This window comes from Flavobacterium sp. (assembly GCF_035299245.1).
Taxonomy (GTDB): domain Bacteria; phylum Bacteroidota; class Bacteroidia; order Flavobacteriales; family Flavobacteriaceae; genus Flavobacterium.
This window is the reverse complement of sequence record NZ_DATGWY010000004.1, coordinates 107,331-132,149: the sequence shown is the minus strand read 5'-3', so window position 1 is coordinate 132,149 and position 24,819 is coordinate 107,331. Positions and strand designations below refer to the sequence as shown.

Here is a 24,819-nt window from a genome sequence, read left to right as displayed (position 1 = left end):
CGAATAATGATAACAATCTGTGCAAATTTGTGAAATCTGTGTTTAATTCCTAATAGAATCAGTTTAAATCTGTGCAATCAGCGTTTAGAAAGATTTAACTTTTATCCTAAGTATAAATTTGTATTTTTATCGGTTATAAACATAGTATCAACAATTGTGGAAAATCAAAACGTAATTTATACCAAACTCGAGCAGTTTATTAAGAAGTTTTATACTAACGAATTGCTACGTGGAACCATTTTCTTCGTCGGATTGGGTTTGTTGTATTTTCTTTTCACACTTTTTGTTGAATACTTTCTCTGGTTGAAACCAACCGCGCGTACCGTTTTGTTTTGGTCGTTCATTGCTGTCGAACTTTTTCTATTGCTACGTTTTATTTTATTTCCGATGTTCAAGTTGTTCAAATTACAAAAAGGAATCAACTACGACGATGCATCCAAAATCATCGGAAATCATTTCAGTGAAGTAGGCGATAAGCTGACCAATTTTCTTCAGTTATCACAAGACAAAAATAAATCGGAGTTGCTTTTGGCTTCCATCGATCAAAAAGCCTCTACCTTACAACCGATTCCGTTTGGAAATGCGATCAACTTCGGAACCAATAAAAAGTACTTGCCATTAGCGATTATTCCGCTGTTGTTCTTTGCTTTCTTTTACCTTTCAGGAAATAGCAATATCATTTCGCAAAGTTTGAATCGTGTAGTGAATTATAAACAACAATTTCTTCCGCCAGCGCCATTCGAATTTCAAGTGTTGAATCAGAATTTGCAAACCGAACAAAACAAAGATTTCTTACTTCGTGTAAAAACCATTGGTAAAGTAGTTCCAGAAAATGCTATGATATACATTGGTGACGAAAGTTATTTTATGGAAAGTTCTAAGGCAGGCGAATTCGAATTTGTGATTCCGAAACCCAAAGAAAACATTAAGTTTCACTTGGAAGCGAATGAAGTTGCATCCAAAGAATACCAATTGGCTGTGGTTACCGTTCCATCCATTGCTAATTTCGAAATGGTGTTGAATTTCCCAGGTTACTTGAACAAGAAATCAGAGGTAATAAAAGGAACTGGAAACGCTGTAATTCCAGAAGGAACGAGAGTAACATGGAGAATGAATACTTTGGCAACTCAAAGCGTAAATTGGTTGGATGATAAAGCTTCTTTTCCCTTTTCCAAGCAAGATAACTTGTTTTTATTGTCGAAAAATATTGTTCAAAATACCGAATATCAGATTGTTACTTCCAATACTAAAGTAAAAAACTATGAAAAACTGAATTATCAGATTTCTGTGGTGAAAGATCAATATCCAACCATTGAAGTAAATAATGCACCTGATAGTTTAAAAGTGTCTAAAAACTATGTTCTCGGTCAAGTTTCAGACGATTATGGTTTGTCGAAGCTGCAAGTGGTTTTTTATCCTAAAGACAATCCTTCAAAAGCACGTCGTGGAACAATTGCAGTAAACAAAGACGTTTACGATCAATTTGTTTTTGCTTTTCCAAGTACTTTAACCATTGAAGAAGGCGTTAATTACGAATATTACTTTGAGATTTTTGATAACGATGCATTGCATAATTTCAAAAGTTCAAAATCGGCTGTTTTCTCTCACCGCGAATCGACAGAAACCGAAAAAGAAGACGAATTATTACAACAACAGAACGACAACATCAATTCGTTAGAAAAGTCGCTTAAAACGCAAGAAAAGCAACAAAGCGAAATGGATAAACTCCAAAAGATGGGCAAAGAAAAAGAGTCGTTGGAGTTTAAAGAACAGCAAAAAGTAAACGACTTCATTAACCGTCAGAAAAAGCAAGACGAAATGATGAAGGAATTTGCCGAGAAAATGAAAGACAATCTTGACAAAGTCAAAACCGACAAGAAAGATGAGATGAAAGAATTGCTCAAAGATCGTCTGGAAAAAGTGGATAAAGACTTTGAGAAGAATAAAAAATTGTTGGATGAATTGAAAGAATTGAACGATAAAATTCAGAAAGAAGAACTGTTTGAAAAAATGGAAAAATTCAAACAACAAAGTAAAAACCAAAGCAAAAGTTTAGAGCAATTAGTTGAGCTAACTAAGAAATATTACGTTGAGAAAAAAGCACAACAAATTGCCGATAAATTAGAGAAGTTAGCAGAGAAACAAGATAAGTTATCGGAAACAGATAAAGAGAATAATGCTGAAAAGCAAGAAGAAATCAATAAGGAGTTCGACAAAATTCAAGAAGAATTAAAAGAGCTTGATAAAGAAAATAACGAATTAAAAGCACCAGTCGATTTACCCGAAACCGAACCCAAAGAAAAAAGCATTGATGAAGATTTAAAAAACGCTTCTGATCAATTGCAAAAACAACAAAAAGACAAAGCTAAACCGAAGCAAAAAAGCGCATCCAAAAAGATGAAGCAAATGAGCCAGGATATGCAAGAAAGCATGCAACAAAGTGAGCAAGATCAATTGGAAGAAGATGTCGAAATGTTGCGTCAAATTTTAGACAATTTGTTAGCGTATTCGTTTTCGCAAGAAGACGTCATGAAACAGTTTAAAGGATTGAAAAGAGGTTCGCCAGCTTTCATTAAAAACTTAAAAAAGCAACAAGACTTAAAGCAACAGTTCAAACACGTTGATGATAGTTTGTTTGCGATGTCGTTGCGTAATCCAAAAATTGGTGAACAAGTAACCAAAGAAATAGGAGAAGTACAATACAACGTTGATAAAGCTTTAGAAACTTTAGCTGAAGCCAATGTTTCCAAAGGAACTTCACACCAACAATTTGCCACTTCTGCAGCCAATCGTTTGGCGGATATGTTGGCTGATGCATTAAATAACATGCAAATGTCGATGTCCATGTCGGGTCAAGGCGCAGGTAAACCTAAACCTGGACAAGGTTCCGGAATGCAATTACCCGACATCATCAAAAAGCAAGATGGTTTAGGCGAGAAGATGAAAAAAGGGATGAAACCTGGACAAAAACCAGGCGAACAACCAGGAGAAGGTAGCGAAGGAAGTCAAGGAGAAAAGGAAGGCGGAAAAGAAGGCGGTAAGCAAGGAAAAGACGGAAAAGAAGGCGACGGAAAAGAAGGCGGAAAAGGAAAAAATGGTAAAGGCGGAAACTCGGGTGGAAGCGGTCAAGGTGATAGTAAGAACAATGAAAACGGCGAAGACGGTGAAGGTGATGCTGAACAAATCATGCAAATTTATAAAGAACAGCAACAATTGCGTGAAGCATTAGAGAAAGAATTGAACAAGCAAGGTTTGGGCGGAAGCGGTCAAAATGCCTTGAATCAAATGAAGCAAATCGAAAAACAATTGCTCAACAAAGGGTTCAATAACGAAGTTTTGCAAAAGATGTTGAACCTAAAATATGAGTTATTGAAACTTGAAAAAGCAACGCAGCAACAAGGCGAAGAAAAGAAACGTCAATCCGAAACCAATAAGAAAGAATTTAATAATACAACCAATGCATTACCGCAACGTTTGCAAGATTATATCAATAGTGTTGAAATATTAAACAGACAAACCTTACCTTTGCGCGCTAATTTTAACCAAAAGGTTCAAGAATATTTTAAAACGAATGATAAGTTATAATTACGAAACAGAGTTCGAATTAAGCAATGAAGATGAGTTCTCCAAATGGGTTTCTGCTATAATTGAATCCGAAAACAAGAAGGAAGGCGAGATCAATTACATCTTTTGTGACGACGATTATTTGCTTGAAATCAACCAACAGTATTTGGATCACGACACTTTAACGGATATTATTTCTTTCGATTACTCTGTAGGAAACGAATTACACGGCGATATTTTTATTTCCATCGAAAGAGTGCGTGAAAATGCAGAAGAATTTAATGTTTCATTTGATGAAGAATTGAAAAGAGTGATGGCTCACGGTGTACTTCATTATTGTGGATACAAAGACAAAACGGAGTCTGATGAGCAATTAATGAGAAGTAAAGAAGACGAAAAAATCAAATTGTTTCACGTGGAACATTAAGATTTTTATGAGCGAATGGCTTGGGCTTTCTTGTAGTCGTAATTCCTGCTCTCGGCTTTATCTTTTTGCTGGGCAGTTCTAAGTAAATCAGATTATAATTCAGAATTAAGTTTCATTCGATTTCTTGAAGCAAAAAGGATATCGCCTCCATCAGGGCTAATTGATAAACGACAGTGAACAGAATAAAAGTTCCACGTGGAACATTATAATAAAATATGAAATTTAGAATCTAACAGTCTAACTTTCTAAAAATCTAAGAAGTCTAATATGTTTAATACATACGATGTAATTGTAGTAGGAGCAGGACACGCTGGTTGCGAAGCCGCAGCGGCAGCAGCCAACATGGGTTGCAGTACGTTGTTGGTAACAATGAGCTTGCAAAACATAGCGCAAATGTCGTGTAATCCTGCCATGGGCGGAATAGCCAAAGGACAAATTGTACGTGAGATTGATGCGTTGGGCGGTTACTCCGGAATCGTATCGGATAAAACCGCCATCCAATTTAAAATGCTCAACAAATCGAAAGGTCCAGCAATGTGGTCACCACGAGTGCAATCCGATCGAATGCGCTTTTCAGAAGAATGGCGTTTGATGTTGGAACGAACTCCAAATCTCGATTTCTATCAAGAAATGGTTAAGGGATTAATCATCAACAATGGTAAAATTGAAGGAATTAAAACGTCACTTGGAATTGAAATTAAAGCAAAATCAGTTGTTCTAACCAATGGAACTTTTCTAAACGGATTGATTCATATTGGTGACAAACAATTTGGTGGTGGAAGAGCAGGAGAAAGTGCGGCATACGGAATCACAGAAGACTTGGTCAATGTAGGTTTTGAATCGGGTAGAATGAAAACCGGAACGCCACCACGTGTGGATGGTCGTTCGCTCGATTATTCCAAAATGAGAGAAGAACCAGGTGATGCTGTTCCTGATAAGTTTTCGTATTCGGATGAAACGAAACCTCTAACTCATCAAAGGTTATGTCACATGACCTATACTTCCTTGGATGTTCATGATATTTTACGCGAAGGTTTTGATCGCTCGCCAATGTTCAATGGCCGAATTAAATCACTCGGACCACGTTATTGTCCATCGATAGAAGATAAAATCAATCGTTTTGCTGATAAAGAACGCCACCAATTGTTCATCGAACCCGAAGGTTGGGATACGGTAGAAGTATACGTAAACGGATTCTCAACATCACTTCCAGAAGACATTCAGTTCAAAGCATTGCGTTCAGTCGTTGGTTTCGAAAACGTGAAGTTCTTCCGCCCAGGATATGCCATAGAATATGATTATTTTCCGCCAACACAGTTAAAACATACCTTAGAAACGAAGCTAGTAGAAGGTTTGTATTTCGCAGGGCAAATTAACGGAACTACAGGTTACGAAGAAGCCGCTTCACAAGGTTTGATGGCCGGAATCAACGCAGCCTTAAAAGTAAAAGAACAACAACCTTTAATTCTTCGTAGAGACGAAGCGTACATTGGGGTTTTAATTGACGATTTGATCACAAAAGGAACAGAAGAACCCTACCGAATGTTTACTTCTCGCGCCGAATACAGAACGTTGTTACGTCAGGATAATGCCGATTATCGACTTACCCCAAAGTCATTCGAAATTGGTTTAGCATCCGAAAAACGCTTACGACGAATGGAAGAAAAATTCAGCCGTAGTGAAGCCATGGTCAATTTCTTTAAAGAAACGAGTTTGACTCCAGAAGAAGCCAATCCAGTTTTGTTAGAAAAAGAAAGTTCACCAATGTCGCAATCGGATAAAATGTTCAAAGTGTTTTCTCGTCCACAAATCGAATTGGAAGATATTGTTCGTTTTGAGAAAGTACAAGAGTACATCAAAGAGCATAATCTGGATAAAGAAGAAATTGAACAAGCCGAAATACAAGTAAAATATTCGGGTTATATCGAAAAAGAACGCAATAATGCCGAAAAGTTGATTCGATTAGAAGACATCAAAATTCCGGAGAATTTTGATTACAATAAAATCAAATCGATGTCGATAGAAGCTAAACAAAAATTAAGCAAAATCCGACCCGTAACTATTTCACAGGCATCACGCATTAGCGGAGTTTCTCCGAGTGATGTTTCAGTCTTATTGATTCACATGGGACGATAATTTGAAGTACAATATACAAAGTACGAAGTTCACTTCAACTATCGGATATCGTACTTCATTCTTCAAAATGTTTCACGTGAAACAAAATTCGTGAAGCCTTATTATTAAAGAGAAATTAATGGATATTTCAAAAACAAAACACTTTCTAAACGTAAAAGATCATTCGGTTTCACAAGAAACTTTCGAGTTACTTTACAATGAAGAATTGGACATGCTCATCACGCATCCACAACCGAGTTTAGAAAAATTACCAAGCTATTACGAAAGCGCCGATTACATTTCACATACCGACGGTAAGAAATCGCTATTCGAAAAAATGTACCAATTCGTAAAAGGAATTGCATTAAAGAATAAATTAAAACTCATCAATTCACTTTCCGAAAAAGGAACCATTATTGACATTGGAGCAGGAGTAGGTGATTTTTTACTTACAGCCAAAAATGATGGCTGGAGGATTGTCGGAATTGAACCCAGTGAAAAAGCAAAATCAATTGCGATTAATAAAGGAGTTTCATTTGTCAACGACATGTCAGAAATAGAAGATCATTCGTTAGACATTATTACCATGTGGCATGTGTTAGAACACGTTCCTAATTTAGAACATCAACTAGCCGAATTGAAACGAATGATTAAACCGAATGGAACCATCATCATCGCTGTACCAAATTTCAATTCTTTTGACGCCAATTATTACGGAAAATATTGGGCCGCCTTTGATGTTCCAATTCATCTTTGGCATTTTTCAAAAACCGCAATTCAAAAATTATTTGCTCAACACAATTTAGAATTGACCAAAGTAATTCCCATGAAATTTGATAGTTTTTATGTCAGTCTGCTTTCCGAAAAATACAAAACCGGAAAAATGAATTTCATCAACGCTTTTTTCATCGGATTAAAGTCCAATCGTTACGGAAGTAAGAATAATGAATATTCTTCTCACATTTACATCTTAAAAAACGCTAAAAACTAATATAAAACGCTGTTTTTAACTAAAAAGCTGAGCAACATAAAAGAAGTTGTCCTAAAAGTGAAAGTGTCTTAAAACGCATTATTTAAAGCCGATTTCAATAGTAAAAAATTATCGATGAAAAATAAACCATAAACAGAGTTTATTACATAAAATAATGCCAAGGTTTTGAACTTTTTCTGATTTAAGTTTAAAATTTTATACTTTTGGCGAATAGTAAAAATTAAAAGAAATACAATGAAAAAAATAATTGCAGTACTTGCACTTTCGGTTGCCTTTGTATCGTGTAACCAAAACAACACAGTTCCGGCCAAAGATTTTAAAACCGCTTACATCGATACTTCAAAATTGATGGAAGAAAGCACCGAAGCCAAAGACATCGAAGCAAAATACAAAGATAAAGCCGCTCAAATGGACGTAAAACTTCAAAGCGAAGCATCTCGTTTGAAAAGCGAACAAAGTAGTTTTCAAGCCAATATGCAAAAAAATGGAGAAGCTTGGGCCAAACAAAAATACATGGAATTGCAACAAAGAGAGCAACAATTACAATACGCTCAACAAGGAATGTTGCAACAATTGCAAGGTGAAAGCGGTAAAGAAATGGACAGTTTGGTGAAAAAATACAAACAAATCTTTAAAGAGTACGGAAAAGAAAAAGGCTACGATTACATTTACGGAACAGGCGATGCCGCAACCGTTTTATATGCAAAAGACAGCTACGACATAACTAAAGAGTTAATCAAGTTAGTAAATAGCAAATACGTTGACGAAAAAGACAAACCAGTTGCTAAAAAAGAAGAAGAAGAGAAAAAATAATTTAACTCTTTAAAATATAATAACGCCTTCAATTTCTGAAGGCGTTTTTTGTTGTGTATTGAGCCACAATGTTTTATTTTTGTTTTACTAAAATCAAAGCCATGGAATTTGTATCTGCCGAAGCAAAGTACGTTTTGCAATTCATCAACCAAACCAATCGTTCGGTATTCCTTACCGGAAAAGCGGGAACAGGTAAAACCACCATTCTCAAAGAAATCATCAAAACCACACACAAAAACACAGTGGTTGTAGCTCCAACTGGAATTGCGGCATTGAATGCTGGTGGAGTTACGATTCACTCAATGTTTCAATTGCCATTTGGCGGATTCATTCCCGATAATTCAGCGCCTCAATTTCTAGAAAACTCCAAATTTGAAAGTCGTTCAACGCTTCGCAGACATTTCAAAATGAGCAGTTTAAAGAAAACAGTCATTCGCAATATGGAATTACTCATCATCGATGAAGTGAGTATGTTGCGTTCGGATTTACTTGATGCAATGGATTTCATGATGCAATCTGTTCGAAAAAGAAACCGTCCGTTTGGAGGCGTTCAAGTGCTTTTTATTGGTGATTTATTGCAACTTCCGCCAGTAATTCGCGATGATGAATGGCGTACATTACGCAATTATTACCGCGGAAAATTCTTTTTCAATGCGCACGTTATCGAACAGAATCCGCCGTTGTACATCGAATTATCTAAGATTTTTAGACAAACTGACGACCAATTCATCTCCGTTCTCAACAGCTTGAGAAACAACCGAATGACTCAAAATGACGTTCAGATTTTAAACCAACACGTTCAACCCAACTTCGATCTAAAAGCCAACAAAGGTTATATTACTTTGACGACTCATAATGCAAAAGCCGATAGTATTAACGCGCAGTCGTTGAAAGATTTAGTTGGGAAAATGTATACTTACAAAGCCGATATTGTAGATGATTTTCCTGATAAAATTTATCCTTTAGAAGAAAAATTAGAATTAAAAATCGGTGCACAAATCATGTTCATCAAAAACGATGCATCGTTTGATAAAAAGTTCTTCAACGGAAAAATGGGTATCGTTGAATCGCTTTCTGAACAAGAAATCTGGATTCATTTCCCCGACGAAAAAAAGAGCATCGAAGTTGAAAAATACGAGTGGCAAAACATCCGATATACGGTAAACGAAAATACTAAAGAGATTGAGGAAGAAGTACTTGGAACTTTTACGCATTATCCTATTAAACTGGCTTGGGCGATTACCGTTCACAAAAGTCAAGGTCTAACGTTTGACAAAGCTGCACTCGATGTTTCACAGGTTTTTCTGCCAGGACAAGCCTATGTTGCCTTATCGCGTTTGCGTTCGTTGGAAGGTTTGGTGTTGCTTTCGCCTTTGCAAATGAACGGAATTTCCAACGACCAAGATGTGATGGAATACGCCACCAATAAAGCATCTGAAGATGTGCTTGAAAACACTTTGCAACAAGAAACACAACAGTACATTCACCACTATTTAGTAAATTGTTTTGATTGTAAAGATCTGGCCCAAGAATGGCGCAATCACTCTTTTAGTTACAGTGAAAAATCAGAAGCTTCGCAGAAATCAAAGCATTCAATTTGGGCAAAAAATCAGGCGGAAATCATCGACAATTTGGTTGAACCATCCCGAAAATTCATTCTTCAATTGAATAAATTATTTTCTTCAACTATTGATTTACAGTTTGTTAACGAACGAGTGCAAGCAGCGTACAATTACTTTTTTCCACCAATGAATCTGTTGTATCGCGATTTGATTTGGAAATTAGAAGAAGTCAAACGCATCAAAAATGTAAAAGAGTTTTACGAAGAATTAACGGACATAGAAGAACTTCAATTGAGGTCAATTTTGAATTTAATGAAGGCCAAATTATTGGTGGAAACTATAGTCAAAGGCGAAACGATTTCTAAAGAAAAACTGTCGTCGGATGATGTTCGTTGCTACCGAATTAAAACAGTAGATTCCATTAGAGCAGAATTCAAAAATGCCAATGTTCAATTGATAGAAGAACAAGGCGATATTGATCGTTATTCCAAAAAGAAAAAAACCAAAGAACCAAAGAAATCAACGGTTCAGGAAACCTATGAACTTTGGATTCAACGAAATACCATCAAAGAAATTGCAGCTATTCGAAAATTGACGCCACAAACCATCAGCGGTCACTTGGCGAAACTCATCGAAAGTCAGACAATTGCCTTAACAGATGTGCTTCCGGAAGACAAAATCAATGCGTTAGCCAATGCATTCAAAGGATTTAAAGGCGACGCTTTGGGCGAATTAAAAGAAAAATACGGCGACGAATTCACTTGGGATGAATTGAAAATGTACAAGGCGAGTTTGTAATCAAATTAAGTTCAAAATAGATTACTAAAAGTAGTAGTAAAAATGTTTTGCAACGACTCGAGCATAGCGAACAGAAGAAGTAATTCACAAATTAACATGAAGTTTTACTAAAAATTTGTTCATCTTTGATGAACATTCTAATAGAATCTAATCGGTTACATTTTAAAATTTGTGAATTCGTGGCTGAAACTTAAAAAAGAACAGGATAGTTAACTCAACAAAAAAACACCAAAAACAGCGGGAATAAAGTAAATCGCTATGTTTCGTGCGCCATCGTAATCTTTGATCAAACGCTGACCAAAAAGCATAAATAATAACGAAATACAAGAAAAAACGCAACCGTAAAAACCAAACATTCTTCCTCCGTTCAAGTACAATTCAAAGATTCCAACCAAACATAAAATTCCGGCAAAGACTTCAAAAGCCAGTAAAATTCCGGTAACTAATGGAACTACATTTTTAAGGAAAGTAGTGGCAAAAAGACCTTTGAGCCAAGTCATTGTACCATTCCAATTGAACATTTTTTCGAAAGACGACATCAAAAAAGTCAATGCCAAGAAAACTAAAACTAAGACTGCAGCAGTATCGTTCATGATTTTCTAACAAAGTTAAAGTAAAATAGTGTTGAAAGAGTAGAAATCGGGAATAGTTTAGTTTTTATGAATCAAACGCGTCAATTTAATCGATAAATCAGTCAGAATAATCTTGGCATTTCCGTTACGTTCAATATGATACGATGCATCAGAAAGCGAAGTAAATATCTCGTGTATGTTATTTCCAGTAACAAAAGGAGCAAATTTTTCTAAGGTAAAACCGTTGACTTTGGGTTCAAAATACACTAATTTTTCCGCTTGGTAGTTCAGCATCAAGGCTTGGCGGAACACATCAATGCAATAATTCAAAAACTTCTTTTGACTTTCGCGTCCAATGCTCGCAATGTTTTCACTCCAAGCGATTAAATCATTGATGGCAGCAGCATTTTTCTTAGCACTGTAAGCCGCACGAAGCCACGTTACAAACCATTCTTCAAATGGAAATTCTTCGCTATCACCATTTAAAATTTGCAATGCCTTATTGAAATTTCCCTGCGATTGATGTGCAATTTTCATGGCGCTATTTTCAGTAACTCCGTATTTTGTGATCAATTCACTCGAAATCACTTCTTCGGGTAATGCGTTAAAATGCAATACCTGACAACGCGATCGTATCGTTTGAATGATGTCTTCTTCGTTTTCAGAAATTAAGATGAAAACCGTTTTATCCGTTGGTTCTTCCAATAATTTCAATAATTTGTTAGAAGCCGAAATGTTCATTTTATCGGCCATCCAAATGATCATTACCTTGTAACCGCCTTCGAGTGATTTTAAGGATAACGACTTTACAATTTCATTGGCGTCTTCAACTCGAATTTCACCTTGTTTGTTTTTAACGCCCAAAAGCGTGTACCAATCAAACAAACTTCCGTAACTGTTTTCATTTAAAAAAGTCCTCCAATCCTGAATAAAATCGAGGCTTTTCGGTTTTGATTTGATGTCTTCCGTGGTTACTGTTGGATAGACAAAATGCAAATCAGGATGCGAAATCGAATTAAATTTTAAGTTGCACGCTTCGTTAGAACCGGTATTTTCATTTCCCGAATTTCCACAAATAATGTACTGAGCATAGGCAATTGCCATGGGTAAAGTTCCCGTTCCTTCAGGTCCAATAAACAATTGAGCATGTGGAATTCTTCCAATACTCGCACTTTTCATTAAGTGATTTTTGATGTAATCGTGACCTAAAATTTCTGAAAAAAGCATGAGCAAATATAGTACAAAAAAATCAAAAAATGCATTTTTTTAGCATAAAAACATAAAGAAAAAAACCTACAAAAAATATCATTTTTTACACTTAATCGATAAAAACACACACTTTAACGAATTTAATTCTAATTTCACCCTGTTTTTAAAAAAGTAATAATACCCTAATAAAGTTTTTTATGAAACACACCAAACAATTATTTGTTTCGGCTTTTGCCGTATTGTTTTCTTGTGTAATTGGTCATTCGCAGACTCCAGTTCCATTCAAAGTGCGCTACCACGCGTTTGTAAAAGGAGATATGGCAGTAATTGCCAACTCAATTGTAAACCGAACCGATTATAATAATCCAACTTCAGTTCCGTACCACAACCAATCCAATCATGCGCTTTTGAACGATCAATTTCAGATGGAATACATCGATGTTGATAACGATGGAGGTACTTTTTCATCAAGCTCAGCTTCGCTAGTGGTGAATAATCCAGAAAATAAAAAAATAATTTATGCTGCTTTATATTGGTCGGCTACCTACAAATACAACACCGGAATTCAGAAAAGTGAAGAGAAATTTGTAGCTGATGATAATAACAGAGAAAACATTGACGACATCAAAATTAAATTCCCAAATCAAGAAAAATACACCAAAATTAAAGGCGAAATTCTTTTTGATGGTTTAGGAAAAAAAGAATTTAAAGAATGTGCACCGTATGCTGTTTATGCCGATATAACCCAATACATCAATCAATTGGATAATCCTTTTGGTGAATATACGGTTGCCAATGTCAGAGCTACAGAAGGTAAAATTAGTGGTGGAGTTGCGGCAGGTTGGACGTTGTTTGTAGTGTACCGCGATGCATCAATGAAAGGAAAATACATTACCAGTTATGATGGTTTTTCAGGATTGAATGATGATTTTACTGAAGTACCATTTTCAGGATTTACCACTCTTCCACAAGGTGAAGTGAATGCCAAAATTGCACTTGCAGTTCTGGAAGGCGACAACAATTTGACTGGCGATCAATTCTTTTTTAAAGTAGGAGAAAACGACAGATTTTCTGTTTTGGAAACCGCTAATCGCAAAGCAAAAAACTTCTTAAACGGTTCGATTACAATCAACGACAGCCATTTTTTAGATCGAAAACCCGATGGTAAAAACACTTTAGGCTATGATACTTGCATGATGAACATTACAAATTTGAACAATTCTGTAATTGGAAATAATGTTAATAAAGCGACATTACGAATGAAATCTAGCGGCGATCGTTGTTATATGTTCTTCTCTGCTTTTGATATTGAAGTAACTGAAGATGAGGATTTTAAATCGATTGCAACTCCAGAAATTTATGTTTCCAACGAAACCGATTTATCCGAATTTGTAGCTGCGAAAAAAGAAGTTAAAACACAAGCTGAAAAGCCTATTGTAATACGAAAAAATTCTACAGAAATAAAATCGGCTTCCATCGATGGATTTTCATCAGGATATTATATTATTGCAAACGTTTTTGAAAACGATGCTAACTTGAAAAATTTTGTCTCCAGATTAAACTCCAAAGGTCTTACTGCAACCTCATTTTTGAATCCGAATAATCAAATTAATTATGTGTATTTAGCCAAAACCACCGACAAATCGATGGCGCTTGATTTATGCAATTCAAAACTGAACAACACCTACAAAGATCCCGTTTGGATATTGTCTGTAAACAATAAAGAAGACGCAATAATTACCAATTTAGACGAATAAAAACCCCCAATACTACCGAAAATGAAAAAGTTTAGCCCTAAAAACATTTGTTTTTCGATGATGGTTCTCGGAATTTCACTCGTGCATTCCCAAAATCCATTCAAACCTAGATTTCAAAAAGAACTCAACGGAGATGTTACGATTTTAGCCAACAACATTACTAACCGTGTTGATTACAGCAATTCATCCAACGTTCCGTATTACAATCATACTAGTTCCGCTTTATTGAATGATGATTTTACCATGGAATACATTGATATTGATGGGGATGAATCTACTTTTTCATCAAGTAGCGCCGAATTATTTCTCGATACCAATTCGCCCAAAAAAATAGTCTACGCCGGATTGTATTGGTCTGGAACCTACAAATACAACACCGGAGATCAACCCAAAGAAGACAAATTTGTAGCTATTGATGCCGGAAGAGCATCGGTTTCAACTGTGAAAATTAAATATCCCAATCAAGCACAATACAAAAGTGTAACAGGAACGGTCATTTTTGACGGATTGAACTCGGCCGAATACAAAGATTTTGCGCCTTATGTAGTGTATGCAGACATCACCGATGATGTGGTTGGAATGTCAAATCCTTCTGGAGTGTATACTTTGGCCGATATTAGAGCTACTCAAGGAATGTTAAGAGGTGGAATTGCTTCGGGTTGGCAAATTTTCATCGTGTATGAAGACAGTTCAAAACCCATGAAAAGCATCATTACCTATGACGGTTTTTCAGATGTTTCGAGTTCATCCGTAAGTTTGAATTTCAACGGATTCAAAACCGTAGCTCAAGGTCAAGTGAAAGTACAAATCGCCGCTGCAGCTTTAGATGGCGATTACAAAGTTCCGGGCGATAAAGTGTCCATCAAAACACCGAAAAGTAAAAACTTTATTCCAGTAACCAATAAATTAAGAAAACCAGATAATTTCTTTAATAGTTCAATCACTATCGAAAACAAACACCAAGTAAATCGCTATCCAGACAGTAAAAATACGTTGGGTTTTGACAGTTGTTTGACTACAGTAGCTAACGAAAACAATGCTGTTTTTGACAACAACAGTTCGGAAGCAACTTTAAAAATCGAATCGGATAGTGATAAATGCTTTTTGTTTTTTGCTTCTTTAATTGTTGATGAGTCGATTCCTACCGCTGAACCAATTGCACAAAAACCAGCCAGTATGACCAATAAAGAAATGTTGGAACGATACGACATCAAAAAAGTACAGCAAATGAAGGAGATTTACGCTGATTTATTCCAAACTACCTCAGCTAAAAACCTAACGAGTAAAGCACAAACTTTTTCAAATAAAAAAGGTGAAGTTAAAAAAGAATTAATTGAAGTTTTAACGCTTAATATTACAGGTCAAGAAAAAGGATTTTATGTGGTAACTAGTGCTTTTGTAGATCCGAGCAACGCAAAACCCTATTCGACTTTATTGACCTTAAAAGACGTAAAAAATCAAACGTTTGTAAATAAAATCAATAACTACACTTACGTATACTTAGAGCGATTTGACCAATTGGAAGATGCTATTAGTTTCTATGCATCGAAAGCCAACGGAATGTATTCTGAAAAATTATACATAGTCTCTGTAAATACCGTTATAACTGGTATAACCGATATGGATTAATAGTTTCAATGGGTTTAATTCCCATCAATGAGTTTTGTCATTTTAATTAAAAAAACAAAAGACTATCTTTGCAATCAACTAAATTAACTGATTCTAAAGATGAAAACTATTAACGATTTTAATTTTAAAGATAAAAAAGCTGTAATCCGTGTTGATTTTAATGTACCATTAGATGAGAATTTTAATGTTACGGATACCAACCGAATTGAAGCGGCAAAACCAACTATAGATAAGATTCTTGCTGATGGCGGAAGTGTGATTTTGATGTCGCACTTAGGAAGACCAAAAGGAAAACAAGATCAATATTCTCTTTCACACATCGTAAAAACAACTTCTGAAATTCTTGGAGTTCCAGTTCAATTTGCTTCCGATTGTAGAGGTGAAGTAGCCAAAAATGCAGCCGCCAATTTAAAATCGGGTGAAGTATTGCTTCTTGAAAATTTGCGTTTTTATGCCGAAGAAGAAGCAGGTGATGTTGAATTTTCTAAAGAATTAGCATCATTGGGCGATATTTATGTCAACGATGCTTTCGGAACCGCACACAGAGCACACGCTTCAACTACCATTATTGCTCAATTTTTCCCAGAAAAAAAATGTTTCGGTCTGTTATTAGCCAAAGAAATAGAAAGCTTGAACCGTGTTTTAAATAATTCGGTAAAACCCGTAACTGCTGTTCTTGGCGGTTCAAAAGTGTCTTCCAAAATTACCGTAATTGAAAATATTTTAGATAAAATTGACCACATGATAATTGGTGGTGGAATGACATTTACGTTCATAAAAGCGTTGGGAGGAAAAATTGGCGATTCGATTTGTGAAGACGACAAAATGGAATTGGCACTCGAAATTTTACATAAAGCCAAAGAAAAGAACGTTCACATTCATATACCAGTTGATGTTGTGGCGGCAAATTCATTTTCCAACGATGCCAAAACTCAAATTGTAGACGTTAGAGAAATTCCGGATGGTTGGCAAGGTTTGGATGCCGGACCAAAATCGTTGGAAAACTTCAAAGAGGTAATTATGAATTCGAAAACCATTTTATGGAACGGTCCATTGGGGGTTTTTGAAATGGAAAATTTTGCTCACGGAACCATAACTTTAGGAGAACAAATTGCCGAAGCAACCCGTAATGGCGCTTTTTCACTAGTTGGTGGAGGCGATTCAGTATCAGCTGTAAAACAGTTTGGCTTAGAAGAAAAAATGAGCTACGTTTCTACTGGTGGCGGTGCCATGTTGGAAATGTTAGAAGGAAGAATTTTACCGGGAATTGCAGCAATTATCGATTAAATGCAACTTTTAACAATATTTACACATTTTTTAGCGTTATAAGTTCTAATTTTGCAAAATCGCTTAAAATACTGAATAATAAATAATTGAGAAATCAATATGTCTATAAAAAATAAAGTAACCTACACTTTTTTACTTGTTTCATCCTTTTTTTACGCTCAGGAAGTAACCCCAATTGCGGATACGATTGTAAAAAAAGAAGTGAAAATTTCATTCCTCGATTCCATTAAAGCCACTTTCGTTCACGACGAAATGGCCACTTGTGTGGATAGTTTGTGGATGAAAGAACTGACTTCGCTTGATTTGTACGATAGCATGATCAGTGACATCTGTAAAATTGACACTGAAGAAACGGTTGATTATGAACTTCCTACTGAATTGCTGAAAGAGCGATTGAAGTTAATGGATGAAAAATCGCCGTTCAATATCGAATACAATGTTGGTCTTGAAAACGTCATCAAGTCATTTTTAAAGAACAGAAAAAAAGGATTTGAACGCTTAATGGGATTGTCGCAATTCTATTTTCCTGTTTTCGAAGAACACTTGGCTAAAAACAATATTCCATTAGAAATCAAATATTTAGCCATTGTAGAATCGGCATTGAACCCAAAAGCTGTATCTAGAGTAGGCGCAACAGGTTTGTGGCAATTCATGTACCATACCGGAAAACAATACGGTTTAAAAATTGACTCGTATGTGGATGAGCGTAGCGATCCTTTCAGAGCGAGTGAAGCGGCGTCGCAATACATGACCAATATGTACAAAATGTTTGGCGATTGGGATTTGGTATTGGCATCGTACAACTCAGGTCCAGGAAATGTAGCTAAAGCGATTCGTCGTTCGGGCGGAAAACAAAACTTCTGGAACATTAAAAAATTCTTACCCAAAGAAACGCAAGGATATCTTCCGGCTTTTTTAGCTACGATGTATATTTTTGAATACCACAAAGAACACGGAATTGTTCCTAACAAAGCCATAGCCAATCATTTTGCTACGGACACAATTGCCATTAAAAGACACATTACTTTCAAGCAAATTTCCGATTTGTTTAATATTTCAGAGGCAGAAATTAAGTTTTTCAATCCGTCGTACAAACGCGATGAAATTCCGTACATCACAGGATCAATTAATTTCTTGAAGTTACCAAAAGATAAAATAGCTGTTTTTGCTTCCAACGAAGACAAAGTGTACGCTTATGTTGATTATGTGGCAAGAAACCGTGAAAAACCAATGACCGAAGTTGCCTATTCTCGTCCAAAAGACACGATTAATGGCGATCTAGCATCGCGTGTTAAGTATCATAAAATACGTAGAGGCGAAAATCTAACGCTCATTTCTAGAAAATACAATGTAAGCGTTGATGATTTAAAAAAATGGAATGGTTTACGTAGCAATAGTGCGCCTTTGGGAAGAAACTTAAAGATTTATTCGTTTGAAAAAATCGAAACCAAAGAACCAAAAGAAGCAATTGTTTCTAATGAAGTTAAACCTAATGATTCTCTTGCAGTAGCCGAAGTAAAAACGTCGGAACCAAAAATAGAGAAAGCATTCAAAACTGAGAAAGTCGTTACTTACAAAGACGTTACCAAATACCACAAAGTGGTTAGTGGCGATAATTTAATTGCAATTGCTAACAAATACGATGTAACTGTTGCTGATATTAAAAAATGGAATGGCATCAGTGGAAATAACATTGCCAAAGGAAAAAGCCTAAAAATCATCAAAAATGAAAAGGTGATTTCTACCATCAAAAAAGAAGTGAAAACTCCGGTTGAAACCAAAGAATCGTATGCTTCAGTTGAACCAAAAGTTTCTAAAACAGAAACGCACAACAGCGAAAAAGGACAAGAAGTAGACACAAATGATAACTACTATGTTGTTGTTAAAGGAGATAACTTAAGCTCAATAGCAAGAAAACACGGCGTTACAGTTCAGCAATTGAGAGAATGGAATAACTTACCGGACAACAATGTTAAATTAGGTGCTCAAGTTCTTGTTGGCGACAAAAATTCAGTTGAAAACGCTGTTGCAGTTGAGACAAAAACGAAAGAATACACGGTTCAAAAAGGTGATAATTTAGGATTGATTGCTAAAAAGCACAATACAACAATTGAAAATTTGAGAGAATGGAATTCAATCGAAGGCAATAACATCAAACTAGGCGAAACGTTGATTGTTTCTAAAACGGATGTTGCAGTAACAGATAAAAATGCTAAAAACAAAAAAGACAATGCCATTGCCAAAAATGAAAACGAAAAAATGTATTATGTAAAAAGAGGTGACTCTTTATATAGTATTTCACAAAAATTTCCAGGTGTTACTATTGCTGACATCAAAAAATGGAACAATATACAAGACGAAAGTATTAAGCCAGGAATGAAATTAAAAATTGGTGGATAAATACAAAATCTTACGTAAATTTGGGTTTTATTTCAATATGAATAAAACCCTTTTTTTATTGTTTTTGGTTCCGTTTCTTTTTTCTTCGTGCATTGAGGAACGAAAAAACACGGCCTATGAAACCTTAGGCAAAATCAATTCGGTTTCGGTAATTATTGATGATCAATTGTGGAATGGAGAAGTAGGTGATTCACTGCGAAATAAATTTGCTGCGCCAGTAATTGGTTTGCAAGACGAAGAACCACTTTTTGTCTTGAATCAATATCCAGTAAAATTATTGGACGGATTTTTGACCAAAAGTCGCAACATCATTGTGGTAAAAAAAGACGTCAAAAACGATTTTAGCATTAAAGAAAACGAAACCTCAAATCCGCAGATTCTCATTCGGTTTTCGGGAAGAACTCTCAAAGATCTCATTGATTCTATTGAAGTAAAAGCGCCTCAAATCACTAAAATAATTCGCGATTCTGAAATTAGATCCATCCAAAGCCAGATTTATGTTGACAAATCAGAAACCAACGATATCAATAGGCAATTTGATGTTGATGTGAAGATTCCGGTCAAATTCAAAACCGTTTTAAAAAGGAAAAAGTTTTTGTGGATGAAGAAAGAAATCAACGGTGGAAACTTGAGCATCATTGCCTATCAATTGCCATTCAAACGATTAAAAGATACCACCAATATTATTAATTCGATAGTAAAAGTCAGAGATTCTATCGGCAATAAATACATTCACGGGAGTAAAAAAAGAACCCGAATGCTAACGGAAACCGACTTTACGCCTTACTTAGATAAAATTACCATTTCAGACCACATTGCTTACGAAACCAAAGGAACGTGGAATTTGAAAAATGCGTTCATGACCGGACCGTTTGTTAATTATGCAATTGTTGATGAAAAGAAAAAACGAATTTTGGTTTTAGAAGGATTCTGTTATGCGCCTTTTAAAGGGAAAAGCGATTTTATGTTGGAGTTGGAAGCCATTATTAAAACCATCAAATTATAATTATATGTCGTTAGTAAAATGGCAAATAAAGCGTTTTAACGAACTTTCTTTACTCGAGTTGTATTCTTTGTTGCAATTGCGAAGCGAAGTCTTTGTAGTGGAGCAAAATTGCGTTTATCAAGACATTGATGGTAAAGATGAGAAAGCAATTCATCTATTGGGTGAAATGGACGGCGAATTGGTAGCGTACGCTCGATTATTTAAACCCAACGATTATTTTGAACAAGCATCAATTGGAAGAGTGATTGTAAAACCAACACGACGCGAATTGAAAATCGGACACGAACTAATGTACCAAGCGGTAAATGCAGTAAAAACTCATTTTCACGAAACCAAAATTACCATTTCGGCACAATTGTATCTGAAGAAGTTTTATCAGACACACGGATTTGTTCAAACCAGCGAAATGTATTTGGAAGATGATATTCCACACATCGAAATGAAAAAAGATTAATCTTCAACAATTAAAATTTCAACTCTTTTATTGTCGTGTTCTTCACCGCCAGGAATGGGAAATTGTCTTCCGTAACCTTTGTGGGTCATTCGATTAGCGGCAATTCCTTTTTCGATAAAATAATCGTATATTTTTTGGGCTCGGGTTTCCGATAAATTATTCTTTCTACTGTTGCGATCGTACGCGTCTTTAAACGAATTGGAAATGCAACACACATGACCTTGAATTTCAATTTTTGTTGCAGGATGTGTTTTTAAATAAGTAATGATTTTTTCCAGCTCGGCTTCGGCTTCTTCGGGCGATTGAAAATAAGTAAGCGAACCCATAAAAATAAGATTGTTTACAATGATTCGATCACCCTTTTTAAGTTCGTCTGAAAAGGTCTTGTAATTAGTTTGGGTTGGTTTTTTCTGTGCAGAATCAACTTTAAACTCAACAATTTCTTTTGAAAAACGGATTTTTACAACACGATTATTTTTTCGAATTTCATCTGCATTTAGAGTGTTTTCAGGAAGAGAAATTTCGCCTTTTCCAATCGAATTTGATACTTCGAGATGAAGTTCATTTTGCAGAAAATTAGTTACTTCATAAGCTCTTTTTTGGGAAAGTATTTGATTGGATTCGTCCGAACCAATATCATCACAAAAACCTTCAACAGCTATAGTTATTTTCACTTCTTCTTCTGATGAAAATAAAGAAATTAGTGTTGCTTTTTGAGTTTCGTTGAGTAGAAAAGCATTGGAATCAAAATACACACTGTGTTCTTGTGCGCACAATGAAGTGGTCGCAAAACAACAAGCAATCAAAAAAGATATAACGAATCGCACTAAATTTTGGTGATTACTAATTCAACTCTACGGTCGTATTCTGGACCTTTATTAAGCGGAACAGTATTTCCGTAACCTTTGAAAGTCATTCGATTTTTAGCAATTTTTTTCAAAACCAAATACTTGTATACTGATTGTGCTCGGTTGGTAGACAACTGTCTTTTTTTGGTGTCTTTGTCAATGGCTTCTTTTTGATACGGTGGCGTACAACAGACATGGCCTTGTATTTCAAATTGGATGTTTTTGTAGCGGTGGAGTAAAAGCGCAATTTTGTCCAATTCATTTTTAGATTTGGTAGTCAATTTGCTGCTTCCTTTTTCAAAATGTATATTATCCAGATAAATGTGATCGCCTACAATATGGTTTTTTTGAATCATATTATAAAAACCAGGAATCTGAATTTTGGGCAATGGTTTTAAGTTCAGAACAACATCAACACGGCGATTTTTAGAACGTTTTTCGGGAAGATTTTCAACGATATCATCGTCAATTAAAATTCTACCTTTTCCTTCGATGGTTACGATAATTTTATTTTTTATTCCGTTTTCAACTAATTTATTTTGAATAGTGGTCGCTCTATTAGTCGATAGTTTAAAGTTGTACGCATCTTTTCCAACATCATCAGTATAACCAAAAATCTGAATGGATTCGATGCGCGTTGAATCGGCTTTTTTGATGAATTCAACTACATCACTGGCTTGCTTATCATCTAAAGAGAATTTATCAAAATCAAAATAAACACTTTGTACCATTTCCTCTTGAGAATAGAGCAAACTGACGATGAAAAACGGAATAATTCTAATAAATTTCCACATTATAGTTTGAGTATTTTATTGTATTCGGCAATGTTATTGAATAAAGTAATTGAACGTGAAATTTCAACATTGCTTTTGGTGTAATACTGATACAATCCTTCTTTATATTGGTATCTTTTAATCAATTCATCTTGAATCAATTTTGAAATTTCTTTTTTGTTTTTGTCTAAAAGTGATTCTTCACTTTTTTGCAAAGCCGAAAGCAATTGTTGGTATTCAACAGCAATCGTCTGATCGATATTTTCTTTTTTGGCTTTTTCCAAAGTATTTTTTAAGGCAATCTCGGTTTCAGTATCAAAACTGAATTTTTCTTTTTTCAAAAAGGCTTTAAAATCGGCATAATCGGCATCAGAAATAGTCGGAATCTTATCGCCTAAATTCGGGTTTTTATAATAGTAATACGTTGCATAATTGAAAATCCCATCGTTGCGAATTAAGGCCTCGCTAATCGGACTTAATTTGGTTTCTGCGATTTCAATGTCGGGTAAAATTCCACCACCATCATACACTGTTCTTCCTTTTTTGGTTTTGAACGCATTGGCTTTTGTAATGTCGGCTTTAATTGCTTTTCCATCGCTGTCTTTGTGTGCATAATCTAAGGCTTGAATGCATCGTCCAGAAGGAGTGTAATATCTTGAAATGGTCACTTTTACTTGAGTTCCATAGGTCATGTCAAACGGACGTTGTACTAATCCTTTTCCGAAACTTCTGCTTCCCAAAATAACAGCTCGATCCAAATCTTGTAATGCACCCGAAACAATTTCAGAAGCCGATGCACTTTTTCCATCCACAATAATAGCTAACGGAATTTCAGTATCAATTGGTTCGCGAGTAGTTTTATAAACGTTGTTGTGTTTTTCGTTTTTCGATTTGGTGGTTACAATCACTTCGCCTTTTGGAACAAACAAATTGCACACATTGATGGCTTCATTCAAAAGTCCGCCTGGATTACCTCTTAAATCCAAAATGATTTGAGTGGCGCCATCGGCTTTAAGTTTTTCTAATGCTTCTTTGGTTTCTTGAGTGGTTTTTTTGTTGAATTTTGATAAAACGATGTATCCTGTTTTTGCATCAATTTTAGCAAAAAATGGAACGGCCTTTACCTCAACCTCATCCAGTACCAATTGAGTGGTTAATGGTTTTCCTTGACGAAGGTATTTAATATCAACTTTGGTGTTTTTGGTTCCTTTGAGCAATTGTGACGCATCTTCTTTGTAATCGGATAAAAGCACATCTCCAATTTGAATGATTTCGTCACCGGCTTTCAAACCCGCTTTGTCAGCTGCAAATCCTTTGTAGGGTTCTTTGATGATGAGTTTGTCTTCTTTGCGCGTAATCATCGCACCAATTCCGGTGTATTCGCCTGTATTGTTGATTTTGAATTTTACAACATCTTGTTCGTTGAAATAATTGGTGTACGGATCCAAATCGGCCAGCATACTTTTGATTGCTTTATCCATCAACTCGGCTGGAGAAACTTGATCTACGTAATTCTGGTTTACGGTTTTGAAAGTAGTAGTAAAAATTTCAATTTGTTTGGCAACTTCAAAAAAGTCGTCTTTGAAACTCATTCCAACGAATAAAAATCCGCCAGCGACTACTGGAATTACATATCTTTTCTTAATTTGTGTCCACATTTTGATTGTTGCTTTTTTTCTTAAATCGTTTTCTAATAAAATAAATCAAGGCCACTAAAATAATAATAAAAGGCCAAACTTCGATTACCCAAAGGAAGAAAGTTGAAATTCCGTTGAATCCTGTTTTTAGTGCATTGACAAATTTTGTACCAAAAGAAACGCGCGCTCCAGCTTTACGTTCCATTGCTTTGTAAAATTCAATATTGATGGTACTCATCGACACTTTGTTTTGTATGTATTTTAAACGACCTTCTTTGGCTTCGATTTCTTCGCGAATGGTTGCCAATTCACGCTCAATCTCTAGCATTTCAGATACTTTATTAGCTTTATTAAGCAATTCTAAATACCGAGCTTCTAGTGCTTTTTTGGTTTTAATTCGCGACGCAACATCAATATATTCTTCAGTCACATCTTGAATGGATATGTTTTTTCTGTCAAAATAGTCAACTCCTTTTCCTAAATCGTTGATGAAATTGTCAAAATGTTCATTGGGAATTCTCAGTGTTAAGTACCTGTTGAAAGTATAATCGTCTTTATCTTCAGTGTCACTTTGAATAATGGCTTTGTATTTTTTTATCAATTGCTGAACCGCACCATACGTTTCCTCCATATCGGAAGTTTCAAAACGCAAATCGCCCGATTTGATGATTTTTTGCTCTAATTTCTCTGACGAAACCGGACTTGTTGGCGCATTTTCTTCAACTGCAACAGCCGTTGAATCTACTGTTGCCATGTCATATTTTACATCTCCTTCATAAGAAGCTTTTGCTGGAACGCTCACCATACTAACTTCCGATGCCACAGCCTCAGCCTCAGCTTCTTTACAACTACAAAAAAGAATTCCAATAGTTAGAAAAGGGAAAATAAACTTCATAATAAATTGATTTAGAATGTAAAAACGAAAAAAGACTTCGTATTATTATTGAACTCTTGTAAACTTTTTTGATCGAGACGAA

At 35.4% G+C, this 24,819-nt stretch carries 18 protein-coding genes; 12 read left to right on the top strand and 6 right to left on the bottom strand.

Annotation, left to right across the window (positions count from 1 at the left end):
* Window positions 1-156: 156 nt before the first annotated feature.
* The 6 genes from VK161_RS02210 to VK161_RS02185 all read left to right on the top strand — a co-directional run bounded on the left by VK161_RS02210 (window position 157) and on the right by VK161_RS02185 (window position 10,270).
* Complete coding sequence (locus tag VK161_RS02210) at window positions 157-3,585, top strand: DUF4175 family protein (RefSeq protein WP_324213120.1); 3,429 nt, start codon at window positions 157-159, stop codon at window positions 3,583-3,585.
* On the top strand, window positions 3,572-3,991 hold the full coding sequence (gene ybeY / locus VK161_RS02205) for an rRNA maturation RNase YbeY (protein WP_324213119.1): 420 nt from the start codon (window positions 3,572-3,574) through the stop codon (window positions 3,989-3,991). The genes VK161_RS02210 and ybeY overlap by 14 nt, the downstream gene beginning before the upstream one ends.
* Before the next feature lie 267 nt (window positions 3,992-4,258).
* Window positions 4,259-6,127, top strand: a complete 1,869-nt coding sequence (gene mnmG, locus VK161_RS02200; RefSeq protein WP_324213118.1) for a tRNA uridine-5-carboxymethylaminomethyl(34) synthesis enzyme MnmG — start codon at window positions 4,259-4,261, stop codon at window positions 6,125-6,127.
* 118 nt (window positions 6,128-6,245) lie between these two features.
* Window positions 6,246-7,097 carry a class I SAM-dependent methyltransferase gene (locus VK161_RS02195; RefSeq protein ID WP_324213117.1) on the top strand — a complete coding sequence of 284 codons (852 nt, stop codon included), beginning with the start codon at window positions 6,246-6,248 and terminating at the stop codon, window positions 7,095-7,097.
* Between the two features lie 234 nt (window positions 7,098-7,331).
* Window positions 7,332-7,910, top strand: coding sequence for an OmpH family outer membrane protein (locus VK161_RS02190; protein WP_324213116.1), 579 nt, complete (start codon window positions 7,332-7,334; stop codon window positions 7,908-7,910).
* 101 nt (window positions 7,911-8,011) lie between these two features.
* Complete coding sequence (locus VK161_RS02185) at window positions 8,012-10,270, top strand: helix-turn-helix domain-containing protein (RefSeq protein ID WP_324213115.1); 2,259 nt, start codon at window positions 8,012-8,014, stop codon at window positions 10,268-10,270.
* A 209-nt stretch (window positions 10,271-10,479) separates the two neighbouring features.
* Here the strand turns inward: VK161_RS02185 and VK161_RS02180 are convergent, their stop codons facing one another.
* Together VK161_RS02180 and VK161_RS02175 are read right to left on the bottom strand one after the other, a co-directional pair.
* Window positions 10,480-10,863 (bottom strand): DoxX family protein, encoded by a 384-nt coding sequence (locus tag VK161_RS02180; RefSeq protein ID WP_324213114.1) that lies wholly within the window; start codon window positions 10,861-10,863, stop codon window positions 10,480-10,482.
* Window positions 10,864-10,920: 57 nt separating this feature from the next.
* A complete protein-coding gene (locus VK161_RS02175) occupies window positions 10,921-12,069 on the bottom strand; it encodes a DNA polymerase III subunit delta' (protein ID WP_324213113.1) in 1,149 nt (382 codons plus the stop codon).
* A 179-nt stretch (window positions 12,070-12,248) separates the two neighbouring features.
* On the opposite strand from VK161_RS02175, the gene VK161_RS02170 reads away from it, so the two are divergent.
* The 6 genes from VK161_RS02170 (at window position 12,249) to VK161_RS02145 (ending at window position 20,584) form a co-directional block, all read left to right on the top strand.
* Entirely contained in the window at window positions 12,249-13,808 is a 1,560-nt protein-coding gene (locus VK161_RS02170) for an SPOR domain-containing protein (protein WP_324213112.1), read from the top strand.
* 21 nt (window positions 13,809-13,829) lie between these two features.
* A complete protein-coding gene (locus VK161_RS02165; RefSeq protein WP_324213111.1) occupies window positions 13,830-15,437 on the top strand; it encodes a hypothetical protein in 1,608 nt (535 codons plus the stop codon).
* Window positions 15,438-15,536: 99 nt separating this feature from the next.
* Window positions 15,537-16,724: a phosphoglycerate kinase gene (locus VK161_RS02160; RefSeq protein ID WP_324213110.1), complete on the top strand. Its 1,188-nt coding sequence runs from the start codon at window positions 15,537-15,539 to the stop codon at window positions 16,722-16,724.
* A 99-nt stretch (window positions 16,725-16,823) separates the two neighbouring features.
* The gene (locus VK161_RS02155; protein WP_324213109.1) at window positions 16,824-19,124 is read left to right on the top strand and encodes a LysM peptidoglycan-binding domain-containing protein; all 2,301 of its coding nucleotides are present in this window, start codon (window positions 16,824-16,826) and stop codon (window positions 19,122-19,124) included.
* A gap of 37 nt (window positions 19,125-19,161) precedes the next feature.
* Complete coding sequence (locus VK161_RS02150) at window positions 19,162-20,130, top strand: DUF4837 family protein (RefSeq protein WP_324213108.1); 969 nt, start codon at window positions 19,162-19,164, stop codon at window positions 20,128-20,130.
* A gap of 4 nt (window positions 20,131-20,134) precedes the next feature.
* Window positions 20,135-20,584 (top strand): GNAT family N-acetyltransferase, encoded by a 450-nt coding sequence (locus tag VK161_RS02145; RefSeq protein ID WP_324213107.1) that lies wholly within the window; start codon window positions 20,135-20,137, stop codon window positions 20,582-20,584.
* On the opposite strand, the gene VK161_RS02140 is transcribed toward VK161_RS02145, so the two are convergent.
* The 4 genes from VK161_RS02140 to VK161_RS02125 are packed head-to-tail and all read right to left on the bottom strand — an operon-like array spanning window position 20,581 to window position 24,737.
* Window positions 20,581-21,411, bottom strand: a complete 831-nt coding sequence (locus VK161_RS02140; protein ID WP_324213106.1) for an OmpA family protein — start codon at window positions 21,409-21,411, stop codon at window positions 20,581-20,583. The two genes, VK161_RS02145 and VK161_RS02140, sit on opposite strands and share 4 nt — an antisense overlap.
* Entirely contained in the window at window positions 21,411-22,226 is an 816-nt protein-coding gene (locus VK161_RS02135) for an OmpA family protein (RefSeq protein WP_324213105.1), read from the bottom strand. The genes VK161_RS02140 and VK161_RS02135 overlap by 1 nt, the downstream gene beginning before the upstream one ends.
* Window positions 22,226-23,863, bottom strand: coding sequence for a S41 family peptidase (locus tag VK161_RS02130; protein ID WP_324213104.1), 1,638 nt, complete (start codon window positions 23,861-23,863; stop codon window positions 22,226-22,228). The genes VK161_RS02135 and VK161_RS02130 overlap by 1 nt, the downstream gene beginning before the upstream one ends.
* Window positions 23,847-24,737, bottom strand: a complete 891-nt coding sequence (locus tag VK161_RS02125; protein WP_324213103.1) for a DUF4349 domain-containing protein — start codon at window positions 24,735-24,737, stop codon at window positions 23,847-23,849. Before VK161_RS02125 ends, VK161_RS02130 begins: the two co-directional genes overlap by 17 nt.
* Between the last annotated feature and the right edge of the window lie 82 nt (window positions 24,738-24,819).